The 14,842-nt window shown below is 41.9% G+C and carries 27 protein-coding genes; 8 read left to right on the forward strand and 19 right to left on the reverse strand.

Annotated features, from left to right (window positions below):
* Window positions 1-3 precede the first annotated feature (3 nt).
* The 12 genes from ACERC8_RS01470 to ACERC8_RS01525 all read right to left on the reverse strand — a co-directional run bounded on the left by ACERC8_RS01470 (window position 4) and on the right by ACERC8_RS01525 (window position 5,984).
* Window positions 4-1,416 (reverse strand): DEAD/DEAH box helicase, encoded by a 1,413-nt coding sequence (locus ACERC8_RS01470; protein WP_373658133.1) that lies wholly within the window; start codon window positions 1,414-1,416, stop codon window positions 4-6.
* Complete coding sequence (locus tag ACERC8_RS01475) at window positions 1,376-2,074, reverse strand: AAA family ATPase (RefSeq protein WP_373658134.1); 699 nt, start codon at window positions 2,072-2,074, stop codon at window positions 1,376-1,378. The genes ACERC8_RS01470 and ACERC8_RS01475 overlap by 41 nt, the downstream gene beginning before the upstream one ends.
* Entirely contained in the window at window positions 2,071-2,559 is a 489-nt protein-coding gene (locus tag ACERC8_RS01480) for a siphovirus Gp157 family protein (RefSeq protein ID WP_373658135.1), read from the reverse strand. The genes ACERC8_RS01475 and ACERC8_RS01480 overlap by 4 nt, the downstream gene beginning before the upstream one ends.
* Entirely contained in the window at window positions 2,556-2,897 is a 342-nt protein-coding gene (locus ACERC8_RS01485; protein WP_373658136.1) for a hypothetical protein, read from the reverse strand. Before ACERC8_RS01485 ends, ACERC8_RS01480 begins: the two co-directional genes overlap by 4 nt.
* Complete coding sequence (locus ACERC8_RS01490) at window positions 2,894-3,265, reverse strand: hypothetical protein (protein WP_373658137.1); 372 nt, start codon at window positions 3,263-3,265, stop codon at window positions 2,894-2,896. Before ACERC8_RS01490 ends, ACERC8_RS01485 begins: the two co-directional genes overlap by 4 nt.
* The gene (locus ACERC8_RS01495) at window positions 3,243-4,019 is read right to left on the reverse strand and encodes an HNH endonuclease signature motif containing protein (protein WP_373658138.1); all 777 of its coding nucleotides are present in this window, start codon (window positions 4,017-4,019) and stop codon (window positions 3,243-3,245) included. The genes ACERC8_RS01490 and ACERC8_RS01495 overlap by 23 nt, the downstream gene beginning before the upstream one ends.
* Complete coding sequence (locus tag ACERC8_RS01500) at window positions 4,012-4,245, reverse strand: hypothetical protein (RefSeq protein ID WP_373658139.1); 234 nt, start codon at window positions 4,243-4,245, stop codon at window positions 4,012-4,014. The genes ACERC8_RS01495 and ACERC8_RS01500 overlap by 8 nt, the downstream gene beginning before the upstream one ends.
* Window positions 4,232-4,516: a hypothetical protein gene (locus tag ACERC8_RS01505; RefSeq protein WP_373658140.1), complete on the reverse strand. Its 285-nt coding sequence runs from the start codon at window positions 4,514-4,516 to the stop codon at window positions 4,232-4,234. Before ACERC8_RS01505 ends, ACERC8_RS01500 begins: the two co-directional genes overlap by 14 nt.
* The gene (locus tag ACERC8_RS01510) at window positions 4,509-5,132 is read right to left on the reverse strand and encodes a polymer-forming cytoskeletal protein (protein WP_373658141.1); all 624 of its coding nucleotides are present in this window, start codon (window positions 5,130-5,132) and stop codon (window positions 4,509-4,511) included. Before ACERC8_RS01510 ends, ACERC8_RS01505 begins: the two co-directional genes overlap by 8 nt.
* On the reverse strand, window positions 5,125-5,463 hold the full coding sequence (locus ACERC8_RS01515) for a hypothetical protein (RefSeq protein WP_373658142.1): 339 nt from the start codon (window positions 5,461-5,463) through the stop codon (window positions 5,125-5,127). The genes ACERC8_RS01510 and ACERC8_RS01515 overlap by 8 nt, the downstream gene beginning before the upstream one ends.
* 38 nt (window positions 5,464-5,501) lie before the next feature.
* Window positions 5,502-5,762: a hypothetical protein gene (locus tag ACERC8_RS01520; protein ID WP_373658143.1), complete on the reverse strand. Its 261-nt coding sequence runs from the start codon at window positions 5,760-5,762 to the stop codon at window positions 5,502-5,504.
* Between the two features lie 90 nt (window positions 5,763-5,852).
* Window positions 5,853-5,984, reverse strand: a complete 132-nt coding sequence (locus tag ACERC8_RS01525) for a hypothetical protein (protein ID WP_373658144.1) — start codon at window positions 5,982-5,984, stop codon at window positions 5,853-5,855.
* Between the two features lie 114 nt (window positions 5,985-6,098).
* Between ACERC8_RS01525 and ACERC8_RS01530 the strand changes: the two genes are divergently transcribed.
* Window positions 6,099-6,308, forward strand: a complete 210-nt coding sequence (locus ACERC8_RS01530; protein WP_373658145.1) for a hypothetical protein — start codon at window positions 6,099-6,101, stop codon at window positions 6,306-6,308.
* A 94-nt stretch (window positions 6,309-6,402) separates the two neighbouring features.
* Here ACERC8_RS01530 and ACERC8_RS01535 read toward each other — a convergent pair whose 3' ends face one another.
* Window positions 6,403-6,588, reverse strand: a complete 186-nt coding sequence (locus ACERC8_RS01535; RefSeq protein WP_373658146.1) for a helix-turn-helix domain-containing protein — start codon at window positions 6,586-6,588, stop codon at window positions 6,403-6,405.
* A gap of 189 nt (window positions 6,589-6,777) precedes the next feature.
* Here ACERC8_RS01535 and ACERC8_RS01540 point away from each other — a divergent pair, with 189 nt between their 5' ends.
* Window positions 6,778-6,921: a hypothetical protein gene (locus ACERC8_RS01540; RefSeq protein ID WP_169361579.1), complete on the forward strand. Its 144-nt coding sequence runs from the start codon at window positions 6,778-6,780 to the stop codon at window positions 6,919-6,921.
* Here the strand turns inward: ACERC8_RS01540 and ACERC8_RS01545 are convergent.
* The 3 genes from ACERC8_RS01545 to ACERC8_RS01555 form a co-directional block, all read right to left on the reverse strand.
* On the reverse strand, window positions 6,910-7,083 hold the full coding sequence (locus tag ACERC8_RS01545) for a hypothetical protein (protein ID WP_373658147.1): 174 nt from the start codon (window positions 7,081-7,083) through the stop codon (window positions 6,910-6,912). The two genes, ACERC8_RS01540 and ACERC8_RS01545, sit on opposite strands and share 12 nt — an antisense overlap.
* A gap of 30 nt (window positions 7,084-7,113) precedes the next feature.
* The gene (locus ACERC8_RS01550) at window positions 7,114-7,356 is read right to left on the reverse strand and encodes a hypothetical protein (protein ID WP_373658148.1); all 243 of its coding nucleotides are present in this window, start codon (window positions 7,354-7,356) and stop codon (window positions 7,114-7,116) included.
* 68 nt (window positions 7,357-7,424) lie between these two features.
* Complete coding sequence (locus ACERC8_RS01555) at window positions 7,425-7,562, reverse strand: hypothetical protein (protein ID WP_373658149.1); 138 nt, start codon at window positions 7,560-7,562, stop codon at window positions 7,425-7,427.
* A 149-nt stretch (window positions 7,563-7,711) separates the two neighbouring features.
* On the opposite strand from ACERC8_RS01555, the gene ACERC8_RS01560 reads away from it, so the two are divergent.
* Window positions 7,712-8,392, forward strand: coding sequence for a hypothetical protein (locus ACERC8_RS01560; protein WP_373658150.1), 681 nt, complete (start codon window positions 7,712-7,714; stop codon window positions 8,390-8,392).
* On the opposite strand, the gene ACERC8_RS01565 is transcribed toward ACERC8_RS01560, so the two are convergent.
* A complete protein-coding gene (locus ACERC8_RS01565; protein WP_373658151.1) occupies window positions 8,379-8,510 on the reverse strand; it encodes a hypothetical protein in 132 nt (43 codons plus the stop codon). The two genes, ACERC8_RS01560 and ACERC8_RS01565, sit on opposite strands and share 14 nt — an antisense overlap.
* A 451-nt stretch (window positions 8,511-8,961) precedes the next feature.
* Here ACERC8_RS01565 and ACERC8_RS01570 point away from each other — a divergent pair, with 451 nt between their 5' ends.
* The 4 genes from ACERC8_RS01570 to ACERC8_RS01585 all read left to right on the forward strand — a co-directional run bounded on the left by ACERC8_RS01570 (window position 8,962) and on the right by ACERC8_RS01585 (window position 12,526).
* Window positions 8,962-9,750: a helix-turn-helix transcriptional regulator gene (locus ACERC8_RS01570; RefSeq protein ID WP_373658152.1), complete on the forward strand. Its 789-nt coding sequence runs from the start codon at window positions 8,962-8,964 to the stop codon at window positions 9,748-9,750.
* Between the two features lie 136 nt (window positions 9,751-9,886).
* Window positions 9,887-10,090 (forward strand): hypothetical protein, encoded by a 204-nt coding sequence (locus ACERC8_RS01575; RefSeq protein WP_373658153.1) that lies wholly within the window; start codon window positions 9,887-9,889, stop codon window positions 10,088-10,090.
* 112 nt (window positions 10,091-10,202) lie between these two features.
* Window positions 10,203-11,174 (forward strand): HNH endonuclease, encoded by a 972-nt coding sequence (locus ACERC8_RS01580; RefSeq protein WP_373658155.1) that lies wholly within the window; start codon window positions 10,203-10,205, stop codon window positions 11,172-11,174.
* 176 nt (window positions 11,175-11,350) lie between these two features.
* Window positions 11,351-12,526: a tyrosine-type recombinase/integrase gene (locus ACERC8_RS01585; RefSeq protein WP_373658157.1), complete on the forward strand. Its 1,176-nt coding sequence runs from the start codon at window positions 11,351-11,353 to the stop codon at window positions 12,524-12,526.
* Between the two features lie 183 nt (window positions 12,527-12,709).
* Here the strand turns inward: ACERC8_RS01585 and ACERC8_RS01590 are convergent, their stop codons facing one another.
* Together ACERC8_RS01590 and ACERC8_RS01595 are read right to left on the reverse strand one after the other, a co-directional pair.
* Entirely contained in the window at window positions 12,710-12,919 is a 210-nt protein-coding gene (locus tag ACERC8_RS01590) for a helix-turn-helix transcriptional regulator (RefSeq protein ID WP_018368826.1), read from the reverse strand.
* A gap of 11 nt (window positions 12,920-12,930) precedes the next feature.
* The gene (locus tag ACERC8_RS01595; protein ID WP_373658158.1) at window positions 12,931-13,440 is read right to left on the reverse strand and encodes a DUF2975 domain-containing protein; all 510 of its coding nucleotides are present in this window, start codon (window positions 13,438-13,440) and stop codon (window positions 12,931-12,933) included.
* Window positions 13,441-13,728: 288 nt separating this feature from the next.
* Here ACERC8_RS01595 and ACERC8_RS01600 point away from each other — a divergent pair, with 288 nt between their 5' ends.
* A complete protein-coding gene (locus ACERC8_RS01600) occupies window positions 13,729-14,541 on the forward strand; it encodes a Cof-type HAD-IIB family hydrolase (RefSeq protein ID WP_373658159.1) in 813 nt (270 codons plus the stop codon).
* The last annotated feature ends 301 nt before the right edge of the window (window positions 14,542-14,842 follow it).

Genomic DNA, 14,842 nt, shown 5'->3' on the forward strand with positions numbered 1-14,842 from the left:
AGGTTAATTCCTCCAAATGTTTAGTTCTTTTTGTTTGTGCCATAGCCAGCCTGGGGCATAGCCATGTATAAGACGAAATGCTTTTAATTCTGCCAGATTCTGGCATTTACTGTACTGCCTGCCGTAGGTCATGACACGACGATAAACGACAGCTTCTTCTCTCTTGACCTCGACCTGTTCGCCATTCAACCAGACGAACTCCATGCCTTGATTGATTTCCACTAACTCCCCGTCAGTTTCTTCCCGCTCAAGGTCTTCAATAGTTTTCTTTTTGACCATTTCAAAGCCACAGTACGGACACTTCCCATCTTCCATCTTCTCCCTGTAAAAGGTCGCAAAACACTCGTCACAGGTCACAGGGGATTTCTCACTTGCTTTCTTGGTCTTCTTAACCCCATCCAGCGACCAGTCACGGTCATCGTTAGGCAGTCCATGCCGAAGATGGTTGCCCACATGGTCAATCAAGATAGCAGTTTTACCTTCTCGTGGATTGAGGGCTCGCATAGCAAATTGGAGATAGAGGGATAAGGAAGCTGTTGGCCTAAGCATGATGCAGACATCCACACCAGGCAAATCTATTCCTTCAGTAAACAGATTAACATTTACCATGATGGTCAACCTCCCTTGCCTAAATGCCTCCATCAAGCTCTCACGTTCGCTCTGTGGCGTTTTTCCAGATACTATGGCAGATTGGTAGCCATGGTCAGAAAATCGCTTAGCGACCCTCTCAGCGTATTCTACGCTATGGGCATAGACGATAGCCTGTTTCCCTTTGGCTAATCGCTCATAATGACTGATGTAGTCGCCGTGAACAGTTTTGAAGTCCAAGGCCTCGTCAACCGAATTATTGGTGAACTCGCCAGAACGTTTTTTGAGCTTAGCCATATCCAAGAGATTGATAGAATAGTATTGAAAGGGGGCGATGTTCCCAGATTCCTGCAACCAGCGAATGGATTTCCCTGTTACCAAATCCTCCGCTAAGTCGTGAAATCCAGACCCATCCAACCGTATCGGCGTTCCTGTAAAGAAGAGCTGGCATGCTTGGCTAAAATACTTTAAAATTGTTTGGTATTGGCTAGCCTTGATGTGGTGAGCTTCGTCAACTAATATCAGGTCGGGCGGTGGTAATTTCGACAGTTTCCTAACCAAGCTACCCACCGTCCCGATGGTGACCCTAAAAAGATCCACACCACCCCGCTTAAAAGTCTCTGCGACCTGCTCATTGATTTCTTTGCGGTGGCTGAAAAATAGTACCTGACGCCCCTTATCCGTCGCCTGTTTGGCAATGGTCGCCATGACCACCGTTTTCCCAGAACGCGGAGGAGACTGCACCATGATACGTCTGTGTCCTGCCAACATAGATTCCCTGATACCCTTAATCAGGTCTATCTGGTAGTTTCTCAGCGAATAGCTCATCCGCTTTACACCCCTTTCGGTCATCCAGACGATTCTTAGCATAGACGCTGGCTGACGGTTGTAAGATAAACCCTAGCACCTCATCGCCATCCTCTGTTGTCTTCTTGACCAAACGAGCGACAACGTCAGTCAAGCCGAGGAAATTATTCAAGATTTTCTGTCTAATATCTGGCATAGCTCGATTGTAAATCATGCCGTTCTCATCTGTCCACTGGTCGCTGGTCTCCCAAGCCGTGAAGACGATACGCTTTTTCAACTGGAGTAGCGCCCGTAAACTGTCTAAGATAGTGAAGTCCACACGCTGATAATCTGCCTGACTAGGCACACGATGATTTTTTCCTTCACGTCCCAGATTTGCCAAACAAGCACGAAAGAGTTCAGAAACGTTGTCAACAACGATGGTATCGTAATCCTTGGCAGCACCTGCCAGAAGTTCTTTAACCGTATTTAGCCATTCATCCCAAATCTTATGGGTGTCAACTTCTGCGATATCGATATTGTCAGCCCCTGCAAGAACCTTGGCTGATTTATCAACATTGATAACTAACGTCTTCCCAGGAATATGCTTGATAGTTGATGTCTTACCAAATCCCGGATTTCCATAGATGAGGTAGCAGGCATCGGCATTCGTAATTTCCGTCGCTTTTTTAATTTTCATCGAATCACCAAACTTTCTGTTCTCATGGTTGTCACACCATCTACAACTAAACCTTCCTTAATATCCGTTAGAAGCTTACGTTTATCTAACTTCTTCTCGATTTTGAAGTACTCATCATCGATATATTTTTCTGTCTCAATATCCAAGGACAACGGATTTTTTTTGATGTAAAAACTAAATAAATCTGTTTTGAATTTTCGCTTACCAGTAACCTCCATGGCATTCTTTAGATAGTAAGTCATGTTTTCCATGGCCTGCTCGTCACGCTCGTTCAAATCTTGAAGACGCTTGATTTCGGCTTTCCGAGCTTCAATATTAGCTTTCCTGTTTTTCTGGAAACGAGCAATATTGTCAGCCTTTTCTTCAATAGCGGCATCAACTTCTTCCATTGCTTTTAACCAGTCTTCACTTTCTTCTTCTTGGAAGTCAAAGTTATATAAAAATTGAAATTTATCCGCCAGTTCATACAATGTTTCCTTACTCATTTCGTCACCTCTTTCATCAATCTGTTTGCTTCTTTGATAAGCAGTCTCATTTCATTTGGATCAGTTGACCGTCTTGCTGCATCCGTAAGCATATCAATCCATTCCCAACGCATTTCATTTTTACGCTCAATAAATTCTAAAATCTCTTCGTTGAGTTGGATTGAGATAGAATAATCAAGCGTTCCGTCGGGTAATTTGACGCACCGACCAGCTTTTTTATCCTTGTGGACATTTACCCTAACATTGCTGTTTGTCGTACCGACAGCTGTTGCTACTTCATCATAACTGGCAGCTGGGTGTGATTTGTAATACTCCCTAATTCGTTCCGCCTGTGTCATTTCGTTACCTCCTCAAGATTTTTCAGTTGCCGGACAATGCCCTCGATTTCTCCGACCACAAACTCGTAGTTTCGGTAAAAACCTTCCTGATGCCACGGAGTCCAGTCTCCGGCATGGGCGCAGTCAAATCCAATATAACGTCCCGTTGTCGGAAAACTCTCAACGTCTGATTGGTCAGCGGTAACACCTCCGTGACAATCGATATAATTTGTGTCTACGGAAAGGTCCTCAGGAACTTCAACGTAACCGCACAGGTGCCCCATAGGAGTCCGCCGAATAAGAGCTTTAAAACCATCTACTTCTAGGGATTTTTGGCCATACATACCAACCTTCTCAAGGTCTCTTTCAAATAATTCCTGTTGTACCATTTTTCACCTCTCTAATCTTGTTTTGCAACTTAACCAGACCTATTCCAGCCTTGGTTAACTCAGGATTATCTGTAATTAAATGCATCTGGTTCATCCGAACCACCTCGCTTCTGCTCAAACAGGCAAGATTTGTAATGTCCCAGTTGCTCTTGTCGCCATCCAAGAACACCACCGAATATCCCTTAGGAACGGGACCGTGGTGTTTTTCCCAAGTCTGCCTATGAAGATACTCCCAAACATTAGGCTCTGCCACCTTAATTTTGGGATAACCGTCAGTCGTATAGTTGATAGTGCCAACCGGCAGGTAGCTGGCAGGTTTATCTCCTTTCTTAAACTGACCACTATTGCGCATTCCTGGGTATTTCTTGCCCTTGTTTGCTGGCACATGCCCCTTGGAAAATTGCCCTGTGAGCCCGCTTTTTAGCTTGTGGTTGCCTCGGTAGTTCTTTACTCTCTCGGCAGACCAAGACAGACCAAATTCGGCATTAAGCAGTTCTGCTACTTCCTTAGCCGTGCGCCCGTTGTTAATAGCAACCAAAAACTCGTGTTGCTCCTTAGTCAGAGACCTACCATGAGTATGTTTGCCAGAACTCAGTCCTAACCGTTTACACACGCCTGCAATCTGCACCTTGCTATACGTCGTACCGAACCTCCCATTGACGAGAGTAGTGACTTCAGGTATTAGTCGTCCTGTTATAATGTCTCGCAAATAGGCAGTATACTCATCTTTCCAACCCAACGAACGCCTAGCCATTCAACAGCTCCAAATTGACCGTCCGTTTGCCGTTATAATCAGCTACAGTTTTTTGGGCATCCAATATCAAACGTCCAGTATCAATAACCTTTCCTGCAACATTCGCAACCGCCTTACTGCGCTCAATTTCTTTTTCTAGCTCTTCGCTAGTCAACTCTTCATCGCCCAAGCGTTCCAACATCGCAAACAGATGGTTATTCAAATCTGATAATTTATTCTGTACCATTTTTCACCTCCCCAGACGTCCCATCCCAAACAAAAATCCGAGCAATATCGACCAGATGTTCAAAGTCCCCGGTCTCTACATAGTGACCAAACAACATCGCCATCTGCTCCAGCACCAGACCCCGACCATCGTCCAAGTCCTGCTCTAACTGCCAAAACAACTGACCAAGCGCGTCGCCTAAGCGCAACTTATCTCTGCTGGATAGATTGCTCTCCTTGAGACACTTGAACACAAAATTAATCGCTTGTTTGAGTAAAAATTGCTTAATCATTGTTGGCCTCCTCTAATTTCTGGACTAGTTCAACATACATTTTGTAACAATCGCCAGACAACTTACTGTCTTGATATGCTTCTTGAATAAGCTCCTCGCCAGTTCCGTAGAAGCAACCAACCTTCCACTTTTTGTTAGAGGTTGTGTAGGTAAACCACCGTAAACTGGACCAAGTGTTCTTGAAAACAATATAATCTTTAGACGACGATACCACAGCGTCTCCATAGACCCATGCGTTACCATAGACCCATGCGTATCCATAGACCCGTGCGTCTCCAGAGACCCATGCGTCTCCATAGACCTGTGCGTTACCATAGACCTGTGCGTTACCATAGACCTGTGCGTTACCATAGACCTGTGCGTTACCATAGACCTGTGCGTCTCCATAGACCCGTGCGTTACCATAGACCTGTGCGTCCCCATAGACCCGTGCGTCATCAGAGACCCATGCGTCTCCAAAGGAAGAAAGATTTTCCTCCTTCTCTAAATAGCCCCCTAGTTCCCCAGATTTGACATTGCTAAAATCGCGCAACGCTTTTATTCTAAATAGTTTTACACCTTTGTACCAAATGACGTCGTTGTCAAGTAGTTCATATTTCTTGTTCGTCTTAATCACCGATATACCTCCATTCTGAGTTAATAGACTTCAGCAAATTCTCCAATCGCTTGCTGTCTGCCCGATAACCGTCTCTAAGTGCTACAAATTGCCTATCCAGTTGATGCATACGATCAACCGACTGAAAAGCTAGATGAACTGCCAACATTGATACTAGTATCGACAGCCCACAAATCACCAGCAAGCAACCGATAAGTGTCTCCTGTCGTCTAGTCGTCTTTTCTAACAATTTCAGACGATAGCCGACATCCTTTTGCTGCGACTCAACCGCCCTGACAGACTTCTCAAGCCTCGTCACCCGCGACGGCGTGTTAACTTCATTTTTTTTCATTTTCCTATTCCTTTATTTTTCGACCTTGTCCAGAAGTCTTAATTTTTATCAGCTAGCCAGTTTAAGACCGCCAGCTTTTTCCATTTTTTTGTCGGAAGCTCTTTAGGAAAACCCAGAGCCTCATATTCGTGCTGATAAGCTCTGAACGTATCAGTGCTCATCCTCAATTTCTCAGCGACCTCTTTCAACGTATAGACGTCTGCCTCAAGTTCCATCAGCCGAAGCTGAACCAGTTTATCAAGAGTTTCAAGGATAACTCCCTTTAACCACTCAATAAAACCATCAAAAGCCTTTTCCATTTTAGCCTCCTGTGGTATAATCTAAGTAAGTATTTTTTCTTGAGCGACTGTTTCCGCAGTCGCTTTTTCTTTTGGTAAATAGCAGAGCTATCACTCCACCTTATGCTCATAAGCTCTAAATCTAACCTCTCGCTCAACCTGCCGGATAAGCAACAAGGCCTCGCCATAAGTTTCCGACTGAGCCAAAATCTGATCAGCCAAACCAATAATAATGTCGTCCATATTTTCCTCCCCCAGACCGATGACAGATGACCACCCGCCTGCTATGATGATGTTGTGAGTAAACCTTTACACTCTTTATTCACACAAAATCAATAGAGAAAGGAGGTGGAAACTATGAAGCCGAACTATTTCCATGTCCAATTTAAGCAAAGCGAAAATGTGTCATACTCGACGCCATCTGCTGAAGGTAGAGAAATCATCTCTATCAAAGGTGCCGAAGTAACTAAAATGATCTTTGCTGATGGCAATGAATTATTGAGCGTTATTCACGACGGTATTGTTGATGTCTACGCAACTTTCCCAATCATCCTCGAATACCGTTAATTCATTGTCCTTGAACCAGCAATCGCCCTCTACTGCGCTTGCTGGTTTTTTGTTTCCGTAAAACACCCGATTGCTCATCCCCCTCACCTCCTTTCTATCTGAATTCTTCCGTGCTAACACCTAGGGCATCAGCGAGCTTGACAACAGTGTCAAAATACAATCTTTTTGTCCGTCCTGCTTTTAGAGAAATCAAGACATTTTGCCCGATACCAGCCTTCTTACTGACTGCGTACATAGTTGTATTTTTCTCTATTATCAACCGTTCAATTTTTTTCCACATTATTATCCTCCCAAAAGTTATCCACAACTATATATTGTGCTTTAAAAGTTATCCACAACTATATATTGACAAATATGTATGTTTAAAGTACAATATAGTCATGACAAATCAGTTCAAAATTTGAAGAATCCTACCGCTTCAAACCTCCTTATGAATTGAAAAGTCAAATAAAACTGAAAGGAGATAGGTATGGTCAAAAATTCAAAACAGACATCACGCAGCGTTGCGACTAAAGCAAGTAAAGCTCTTCGTGATGGTCGATCATCGTCGAGAACCAAATCTATTGCTGGTTCTGCTTTGTCACAAGCTAAGCCAAAATCATCAAAAAAGTAAAATGATGTAATTTGTGCTTAATATGTAACTCTTTCCTTCTTCGATAACTTCAACCAAGTTATCTTCTGGGAAGAGCTTTTTTATTTCACCAGAAACCTCTCTTACTTCACAATCGCGAAATGTAATTCCTTCGTCCATTGTGACTATTTTTTGAAACTTCACCCTCTCCCCTCACCTCCTTTCTAATTTGTGCTATAATTTAATAAATCGGTGCAATAATTTCAAAATACATCTAATAAGCGATCGCTTTTGAAGTAGTTCAAGTTCTTTTTGAATTTGTCCTACTTCTTTTTTTGCATCTTCTTTAGAAATCAAAGTCGGTGTATCATACCAGTCCTTTTCCAAATAGAGTACCTCGTCTGATTTTGATAGCCGATTCAATATCCATTGAAAATGCTCTAACCGTCTATTTAGTTCGATCATTCGTTTCTTCATCTCCCCCTCCTTTCTCCACCCCTGCCTTGTGGTTGGTGGGGTAGTTGTTTATCTCTTTTTGAGATATTTTAGCTGAAAAATAAATCCGTTTCACTAATTCCAAACTTATCAGCAATAATTGCCATTTCGTAGTCTTGAAAAGGAAACTGGCCTTTTTCTTTTAATTCATACTGACGACGATTTTTTAATCCAATTAAGTCAGCCATGTATAGAGTAGTAAATTCTCGTTTTCTTCGTTCTTCTCGTAGACGAGTTTTAGGCTGAAGAAACCGAGACCGTAACTTCTCTTTATTCGTCACTTAACCCCACCCCCTTTCTTGTGGTATAATGAAATAAAAACGATTGGAGAAATCTTATGGATAAAAAAACTTGCTTTATCGTCTGCCCTATCGGTGAGGAAAATTCTAATACCAGAAAACGTTCTGATACAGTTTTAAAACACATCATTTCACCTGTGTGCCAACAATTCGGCTACGACGTGATTAGAGTTGATAAATTATCTTCAGTTGATAGAATTGATCAAACCATTATCAATTATCTTGAAACTGCAGAACTTGTAATCGCTGATATGACATCCCACAACGCTAATGTATTTTACGAATTTGGTTATCGCCAAGCCACAAAGCTCCCGCTTATTCCAATTATCGAAGAGTCTGAAACAATCCCTTTTGACGTCGCTACTTTAAGAGCTATCAAATATGTCACCAACGATCTGGATAAAGTTGAGGTTGTTAAACAAAGGCTAGCTGAAACAGTTGAACTCTTGTCTAACCAAGAATATCCAGTAGCTGACAATACTAATAAATATACCGACAACAACATTCTACTAGGATTGCATAATAAACTAGATGAAATTATTGACCTTGTTCGTCAAAACAACACCGAGACTATTGACTTAATTGTTCAGCAAATTACCAAACATTCAGCTACTAGTAAAACCACTGAAGATAAAATGATGGAATTGTTACTTCCTGAATTCCTCAAAAACCCCGACAGGATGCTTGAATTAGCTAACAAATTCCCTAAGAATGGCTAGCTGACTCCAGCCGACGAAGTCGTTCCTCAAGACCTTTAATGTAGCCTTGCAGATATGCTAAAGAGGCTGCATTTTCTTTTTGATTCTGTTTTAGTTCCTTAAATTCTTCCGCTGTCATTTCTTCTTCCTCCGACACTCAACGACCTTGCGTGCCACAAAAGACACCACCAACAGGCCACCTAACACTAAGACGACTTTTTTCATCTTGCTTTCTTGGGCAGATGATGATACACTAAAGATAATAGGTTGGGGCTTTCGCCCCTTGCTCTTACTTTTTGTTTTGCAAGTTCCGCCTGTGCTCAAGCACTTGTTTGTGCCATAAGCGGGCTTCTCTTGCTAAGCCTAGGACGATGATTGGAAGTGTGAGTTCCTTATCGACTAGGTTTTTTATGATGTGTTCCATCGTCTGCCTTTTCTCCTTTCGTTTTATTTGGTCATTTCCCTGACCTTGGTTATATTATATCTCGTTTTGAGATATTTGTCAACAACTTTTTATCACTTTTTGCGATTTTTTTATTTATTTTTTTATCTCGTTGTGGTATATTATAGGTAGAGGAGGTACAAACCCAATGAATATACTCGGTAATTCTATTAAAGAAATCAGGAAATCTAAAAAAATGACACAAACAGAATTGTCAAAATTAACAGGTTTCAAACAAAATACTATCTCCAACCACGAGAATGGGAAACGCCAATTAGACGAAACAGATATTCGAACCTACGCTGCCGCTTTAGGGGTAGAACCACAACAACTATTTAATCTCTCCAAACCAACCCCCTCCCTCCTCTCTGCCGTCACTCCTCCACCATCTCAGAAGCCCACAGACGAGCTCACAGAGACGATTATAGAGACAGTGAGGGAATTATCCCCAGAGGGTAAAAAAAGCGTCCTAGGCTACGCTAGAGAGGTTCTGGAACGTGAGGAAGACGAGGCTGCACTCGCAGAGCAACCGCTCTTCACAATCTACTACACGTCTGCTGCCAAAGCAGGACCCACAGGCTTCTCTTACGATGACTACGACAATGACAAGTACGTCTACACCGATGAAGAACCACCTCGCTACGACATCGCCACCATGGTTGATGGCTGGTCTATGGCACCAGACTATGACGATGGGGACATCCTCTACCTCAGAGACTACGGCACTAGCCACTATAACGGTCAAGAATGCGTCGTCGTCGTCGATGATAAGAACTACTTCAAAAAAGTCTACACCACCAATGACGGACTACTTCTGGTCTCTATCAACGAAGACAAAGACCAGTTCCCAGACTTTACCATCCCATTCCCACCAAACGAAGACACCCATATCAAAATCTTTGAGGTAGTCGGTAGCTTCACACCGGTGGAGGGGTAACCGTATAAAATCGATACAGCATCACCAATACCGCTTAGAACCATCAGCGAGGTGATGGAGATTCATCAACAAAATAAAATACGTGCAAACCACTGATCCACGTTAAAAGCTGAAATTAATATTTAGGAGTATACAAATGGGATTTTTTGCACAGCGTTGTCCCTACTGCCAAAGCACAGAGGTGCAATTTATGAACCAAGATCGTAAAGGTTTCAATGGTTGTGTAGGATGTATAGGTTTTTTGATTGCTTGGCCATTATTGTTGCTAGGTTTAGTTGGAAAAAAAGGTAAAAACAACTGGCATTGCACAAATTGCGGTAGGACATTTAAAACAAAATAACCCCCCCACGTCTCCATCATCGGAGAGGTTGTGGATATTTACAGGGAGGGGTAGGATGATACAAGAAAAATTTAGGAAAATAGTGGGGATGTAATAACAAAAGGATCAATTTATGGGGACTATCATAGCACTAATTATTTTAATCATATTACTAATCACTTTGTGGCCTTTAGCCCTTGCATTGGGAATAGGCTACGGCTTATATAGACTAATTAGATATTTCCGAAAAGAAAAATACTTCAGAAGTGAGTCGTTTCTAGAACACAAAGCTGCTATCAAATTTGCCGTTGATGAATACAACGACCTAGCCAACTATGTGAATTCCTTCGGTGAGCTATCTCTTACTTCAACGGCTAATGATCGCTTTAAATATGCCCACTTGGCTTCTACGGAAAACACTAGTAAACATAACATCAATCGCGAAAGAAATACTAAAACTGTCTCACACAATGTCCATCAAACTTCATTATCAGTTGTAAAAAAGGCTGCGGAGGAACCATTCAAATACTTAACCAAATATTTTGATTTGAAGCCAAATGAAGAAAATCTCAACCATATTCAAGAGATGGCCGAGACTATTTCTCGATTTTCAAATGCAAAGACCAACCTCAATGAACGCTTGGCAAAAATTGAAGCAGACTTCAATCCACCAAAATTCATTAAGAAGCATTATTACAAGGAACTACTAGAAAAACTATCAATCAGAGTTCCAGAAATCCACTTCAGCATTCCGCATTATTATTTTGAGTATGTTAGTGCCGGAGGAAACAGTTCTCAACGGACAACGATTAAACTAGATGAAGACACGCTTGAAGCACTTGCAGAATATTTATCCGAACGTATCAAAATCAGTAAATCTGCTAAAGCACAACGCTCTTTAATGACTAAAAAACTAAGAGAATTCATCAAAAATCGTGACAGTTACACTTGTCAAATTTGCTCAGCTTCAATTGCTGAACAAAGCTTGTTACTACTCGAAGTTGATCATATCATACCAGTTTCCAAGGGAGGGTTATCAATCGAGGATAACCTTCAGACACTCTGCTGGAAATGTAACCGAAGTAAATCCAATAAAACAGCATAAAAAATCCACCACTCTCCCTGACCAAAGTTTGAGTGATGGACTTAACCTGTATAGTAAAAACCAGCTTTTCAGCAGGTCTCTTTAATATACCCATTTTAACACCTGAAAGGGGGTGATGTCAACCTCTCCGACGTGAAAAAGACCTTGTCCAGATGTCATCACAAAGGAGAAAAACAATGACAAAAATACCAACAAATTACCCAAATATTTTTACTTACAGCACCACCAAGGGCAAACGTTACTACATCAGGCGCTCTTTCATGATCAACGGTCGCAAGCAAGAGGTTACCAAGAGCGGTCTCAAAACCCTTGCCGAAGCACGGTCAGCCCTCGCGGAGATTGAAAATAAAATCGACCAAGGCGACTATCACATCAGCAAGAACCTAACCGTTGACCAGTTTTGGGAAAAATACTACGATAAAAAGACTAGAACTGGTCAATGGGCACCTGACACCGAAGCCAACAAGGTCAGCATCTATACCAACCACTTCCTCCCCAAATATGGTCACGTCAAGCTCAAAGACCTCAATCGTGAGGACTACGAGCTCTTCATCAACGGCATGCTCAAGACCCACAGCAAACATACCGTCAGACAAGCCCATGGGATTTTTATGGCTATTCTCAACGATGCTGTCGCCTGTGGCAACCTTATCCAGAATACCTTACAAAAAATTTACATTGGAGAGAGCCATATTCTGCCCCAAAACCGCAAGCTCAAGTTGGCTGATTTCAAAATCATAGACCAGACAGCCCGCAATCTTTTCGGCGATTACGAGTACACCATCTTCCGTAGCACCTACTTTGGCCTGCGCAAAAGTGAAGTCGCAGGTATTCAGCTCAAAACGCCCGTAGAACGGTCAGACGGTCGCCTAGAACTCCATCTAACAACCTCAAGGACAAACCGCCGTGACGGGCGAAACAAGCAGGGTCTGGAACAGATGAAAACCAAAGACTCCCGTCGTGTTGTCGTACTAGACCAGAAAACAAGCAACCTTTTCCGCACGGCTATTCAAACCTCACACTGTCTGGCTAAGGAGCAGGGACGAATACTGAACCCAGATGATTACCTCTTTCTTGCCCACTATCCTAACGCTCACCGTAGGGGGTTCCCTATTCCTATTAGTCGTGTTGAGGACCTTTTTCATCAGGTAGAAAAAGCTTGCGGCATCTATGTCCGTCCACACATGATGAGACACTTCTTCGCCTCCCAAGCTGTCGCCTCCGGTATTCCGATTGAACATATGGCAGCCGCTCTTGGTCACTCGACAAGTTATATGACCGAAAAGTACACCCATATCCAAGAAGAAATCTCTGCTAGCGTAACTGATAACTTCCTCAAAGTAATCCAATAAAAAAGAGGGGAATAATCCCCCGATTATCCCCCCTAACTTTCAGTTTACATCAGTTTCGGCCTTCTTTTTCTACACACCACACACACAAAAGGATGTAAAAAAGCCGGTTTTGATGGGTTTTCACCGAATGAAACGATATAGTTATATTATACCAAAAAACCAGCCCATTGGCTGGTTTTAGGTTTAGTCTTGATCTGGTTGATAGGCTAAAATATCGCCTGGTTGGCAGTTGAGCTCACGGCAGATGGCTTCTAAAGTAGAGAAACGAACGGCTTTCGCCTTTCCTGTTTTCAAGATAGACAAATTAGCGGTGGTGATGCCTATCTTTTCAGCCAAATCCTGTGATTTCATTTTTTTCTTTGCTAATTCCACATCGAGGTTCACTATAATCATCGACTGACCTCCTAAATGGTAAAATCATTTTCTTCAGCGATGGCGTTCGCTTGCTCCAAAACTTTGGAAATAGTCCAAACTAAAATCGCCGCAATGATAGGAAATCCATCGAAACCAATCTCTAAATTGCTTACAGGACCGACTGAAATGCTAAGCACCCAAGAAAATAGCAGAGCGATTGCCGCATGACATGCCAAGGTAGCATTTTCAGCGATGAAAATACGGTCTTCGAGGAGGTTTTTACAGAATTTACGGATAAACCAGGTAAGGGCAATATGAGGTAAAACGTCAAGTAAACTCAACCAGAGTAACCAGAGGCTAGGTAGGCTAGACAATTTGCCTTGTACCTGACCGCCATGTTGTTGAGCAAACGTCATTCCCCAAGAGACAATTTGATCAAGTCCGACCACACTAATGATGAGCAACAAGATTAAGCCAATCACAAAGCCGAAAAGCTGGAGACCAAGGGCAATGTTAAGAACAGGGACAAGGTATTTTAGGTATGATAATTCTTTTTTCATGATGAAACTCCTTTTGATGTATTTTAGTTAGATATTAAGAATAGTTACAAAGCCAATAAATCGTTTTTAGAACTGATTAAATCATTATTTTTACCCCTTTTCAACTCTTTTTTATTGTTTATCAATATGTTGTCGACATCTTTAGTATACCACAAAAAAATTCTTTTGCAACACTTTTTTATTAAAAAACAATAATTTTTTAACCTTATTCAAAATCCGAAACCTTTGAATGGTGATTTGATAGCTTTGCAGCTGAACTTTTCCCAGTTTTTTGCTATAATACTTCTTATGACAAAAAAAGTAATTGCTATTGATTTAGACGGCACACTCCTTCGCCGTGACCACACCATTTCAGAAAACAGTGTTAAGACGATTCAACAGGTTATCGCCAAGGGGCATACAGTTGTCATTGCTACAGGGCGCCCTTATCGTATGGCAAAAGCCTACTATAAACAGCTTGGGCTGACCTCTCCGATGATTAACTTTAACGGAGCAATGTTACATATCCCTGAAAAAGCTTGGGCAGGTGAACATGCCATTACCATCGATCGCTCTTACCTCCTTGAGCTATTGCAGGAAACCCATCGATTCGAACTAGACTTCGTCGCTAGCGAATACCGCGACCATTTCCTCGTCACTTTAGATCAGAGGGATAAGATTGATCCAAAACTTTTCGGGCTCAATGAGCTGAGCGATGACCTCTTGCTTAACCCAAATCAGCTACTCGCAGATCCTCTTGCATTGTTAGTGCAAACCCGTCACGAGGATAAATACCAGCTGGCAAAAGAGATTAAAGCCTATTTCAGGCATGAGATTGAAGTTGATTCTTGGGGCGGACCGTTAAATCTGTTAGAGTTTTCACCCAAAGGAATCAACAAAGCCTATGCTTTAGAGCGGTTATTGACCAGTTTAGTACGATCCAGAGAGGACTTGATTGCTTTTGGCGATGAGCAAAATGACACGGAGATGCTAGCTTTTGCAAACGTTGGCTATGCCATGAAAAATGCCAATCCCATGCTCCTTGAATATGCTGATCAACAGATTTCATATACTTGCGATGAAGACGGGGTCGCCCAGCAACTCCGTGAATTATTTTTGTAAGTTTCAGAAAAATACTGAAAGAAACAAGTAAGCACTTTCAGGGAATTGAAAAAATAAAAATTTTTTCGAACAAGCAGGAACACTTGTTATATTACTTTTGTTCGTATTTTAACAAACTGAACTACCCAAAAACTCCTAAAAACAGGCTATCTAGCTTATTTTTTCGTTTTTGTTTACTCGCTAACTTATAGGTTAACTTGATTAATTATTATAATTTCTACCTATTGACAAGAAATTGAAATCGTTTTACAATAATGACGTTCTTGACTTTCTTTGACATGGTTAAAAAGGACTTTTAACA

The sequence above is a fragment of the Streptococcus sp. E29BA genome (genome assembly GCF_041807805.1).
Classification (GTDB): domain Bacteria; phylum Bacillota; class Bacilli; order Lactobacillales; family Streptococcaceae; genus Streptococcus; species Streptococcus entericus.

What these genes read in the sequence shown, in the direction of transcription:
- ACERC8_RS01470 (WP_373658133.1), bottom strand. Translation starts at nt 1,416, where the DNA reads ATGAGCTATTCGCTGAGAAACTACCAGATAGACCTGATTAAGGGTATC.
- ACERC8_RS01475 (WP_373658134.1), bottom strand. Translation starts at nt 2,074, where the DNA reads ATGAAAATTAAAAAAGCGACGGAAATTACGAATGCCGATGCCTGCTAC.
- ACERC8_RS01480 (WP_373658135.1), bottom strand. Translation starts at nt 2,559, where the DNA reads ATGAGTAAGGAAACATTGTATGAACTGGCGGATAAATTTCAATTTTTA.
- ACERC8_RS01485 (WP_373658136.1), bottom strand. Translation starts at nt 2,897, where the DNA reads ATGACACAGGCGGAACGAATTAGGGAGTATTACAAATCACACCCAGCT.
- ACERC8_RS01490 (WP_373658137.1), bottom strand. Translation starts at nt 3,265, where the DNA reads ATGGTACAACAGGAATTATTTGAAAGAGACCTTGAGAAGGTTGGTATG.
- ACERC8_RS01495 (WP_373658138.1), bottom strand. Translation starts at nt 4,019, where the DNA reads ATGGCTAGGCGTTCGTTGGGTTGGAAAGATGAGTATACTGCCTATTTG.
- ACERC8_RS01500 (WP_373658139.1), bottom strand. Translation starts at nt 4,245, where the DNA reads ATGGTACAGAATAAATTATCAGATTTGAATAACCATCTGTTTGCGATG.
- ACERC8_RS01505 (WP_373658140.1), bottom strand. Translation starts at nt 4,516, where the DNA reads ATGATTAAGCAATTTTTACTCAAACAAGCGATTAATTTTGTGTTCAAG.
- ACERC8_RS01515 (WP_373658142.1), bottom strand. Translation starts at nt 5,463, where the DNA reads ATGAAAAAAAATGAAGTTAACACGCCGTCGCGGGTGACGAGGCTTGAG.
- ACERC8_RS01520 (WP_373658143.1), bottom strand. Translation starts at nt 5,762, where the DNA reads ATGGAAAAGGCTTTTGATGGTTTTATTGAGTGGTTAAAGGGAGTTATC.
- ACERC8_RS01525 (WP_373658144.1), bottom strand. Translation starts at nt 5,984, where the DNA reads ATGGACGACATTATTATTGGTTTGGCTGATCAGATTTTGGCTCAGTCG.
- ACERC8_RS01530 (WP_373658145.1), top strand. Translation starts at nt 6,099, where the DNA reads ATGAAGCCGAACTATTTCCATGTCCAATTTAAGCAAAGCGAAAATGTG.
- ACERC8_RS01535 (WP_373658146.1), bottom strand. Translation starts at nt 6,588, where the DNA reads ATGTGGAAAAAAATTGAACGGTTGATAATAGAGAAAAATACAACTATG.
- ACERC8_RS01540 (WP_169361579.1), top strand. Translation starts at nt 6,778, where the DNA reads ATGGTCAAAAATTCAAAACAGACATCACGCAGCGTTGCGACTAAAGCA.
- ACERC8_RS01550 (WP_373658148.1), bottom strand. Translation starts at nt 7,356, where the DNA reads ATGAAGAAACGAATGATCGAACTAAATAGACGGTTAGAGCATTTTCAA.
- ACERC8_RS01555 (WP_373658149.1), bottom strand. Translation starts at nt 7,562, where the DNA reads ATGGCTGACTTAATTGGATTAAAAAATCGTCGTCAGTATGAATTAAAA.
- ACERC8_RS01560 (WP_373658150.1), top strand. Translation starts at nt 7,712, where the DNA reads ATGGATAAAAAAACTTGCTTTATCGTCTGCCCTATCGGTGAGGAAAAT.
- ACERC8_RS01565 (WP_373658151.1), bottom strand. Translation starts at nt 8,510, where the DNA reads ATGACAGCGGAAGAATTTAAGGAACTAAAACAGAATCAAAAAGAAAAT.
- ACERC8_RS01570 (WP_373658152.1), top strand. Translation starts at nt 8,962, where the DNA reads ATGAATATACTCGGTAATTCTATTAAAGAAATCAGGAAATCTAAAAAA.
- ACERC8_RS01575 (WP_373658153.1), top strand. Translation starts at nt 9,887, where the DNA reads ATGGGATTTTTTGCACAGCGTTGTCCCTACTGCCAAAGCACAGAGGTG.
- ACERC8_RS01580 (WP_373658155.1), top strand. Translation starts at nt 10,203, where the DNA reads ATGGGGACTATCATAGCACTAATTATTTTAATCATATTACTAATCACT.
- ACERC8_RS01585 (WP_373658157.1), top strand. Translation starts at nt 11,351, where the DNA reads ATGACAAAAATACCAACAAATTACCCAAATATTTTTACTTACAGCACC.
- ACERC8_RS01590 (WP_018368826.1), bottom strand. Translation starts at nt 12,919, where the DNA reads ATGATTATAGTGAACCTCGATGTGGAATTAGCAAAGAAAAAAATGAAA.
- ACERC8_RS01595 (WP_373658158.1), bottom strand. Translation starts at nt 13,440, where the DNA reads ATGAAAAAAGAATTATCATACCTAAAATACCTTGTCCCTGTTCTTAAC.
- ACERC8_RS01600 (WP_373658159.1), top strand. Translation starts at nt 13,729, where the DNA reads ATGACAAAAAAAGTAATTGCTATTGATTTAGACGGCACACTCCTTCGC.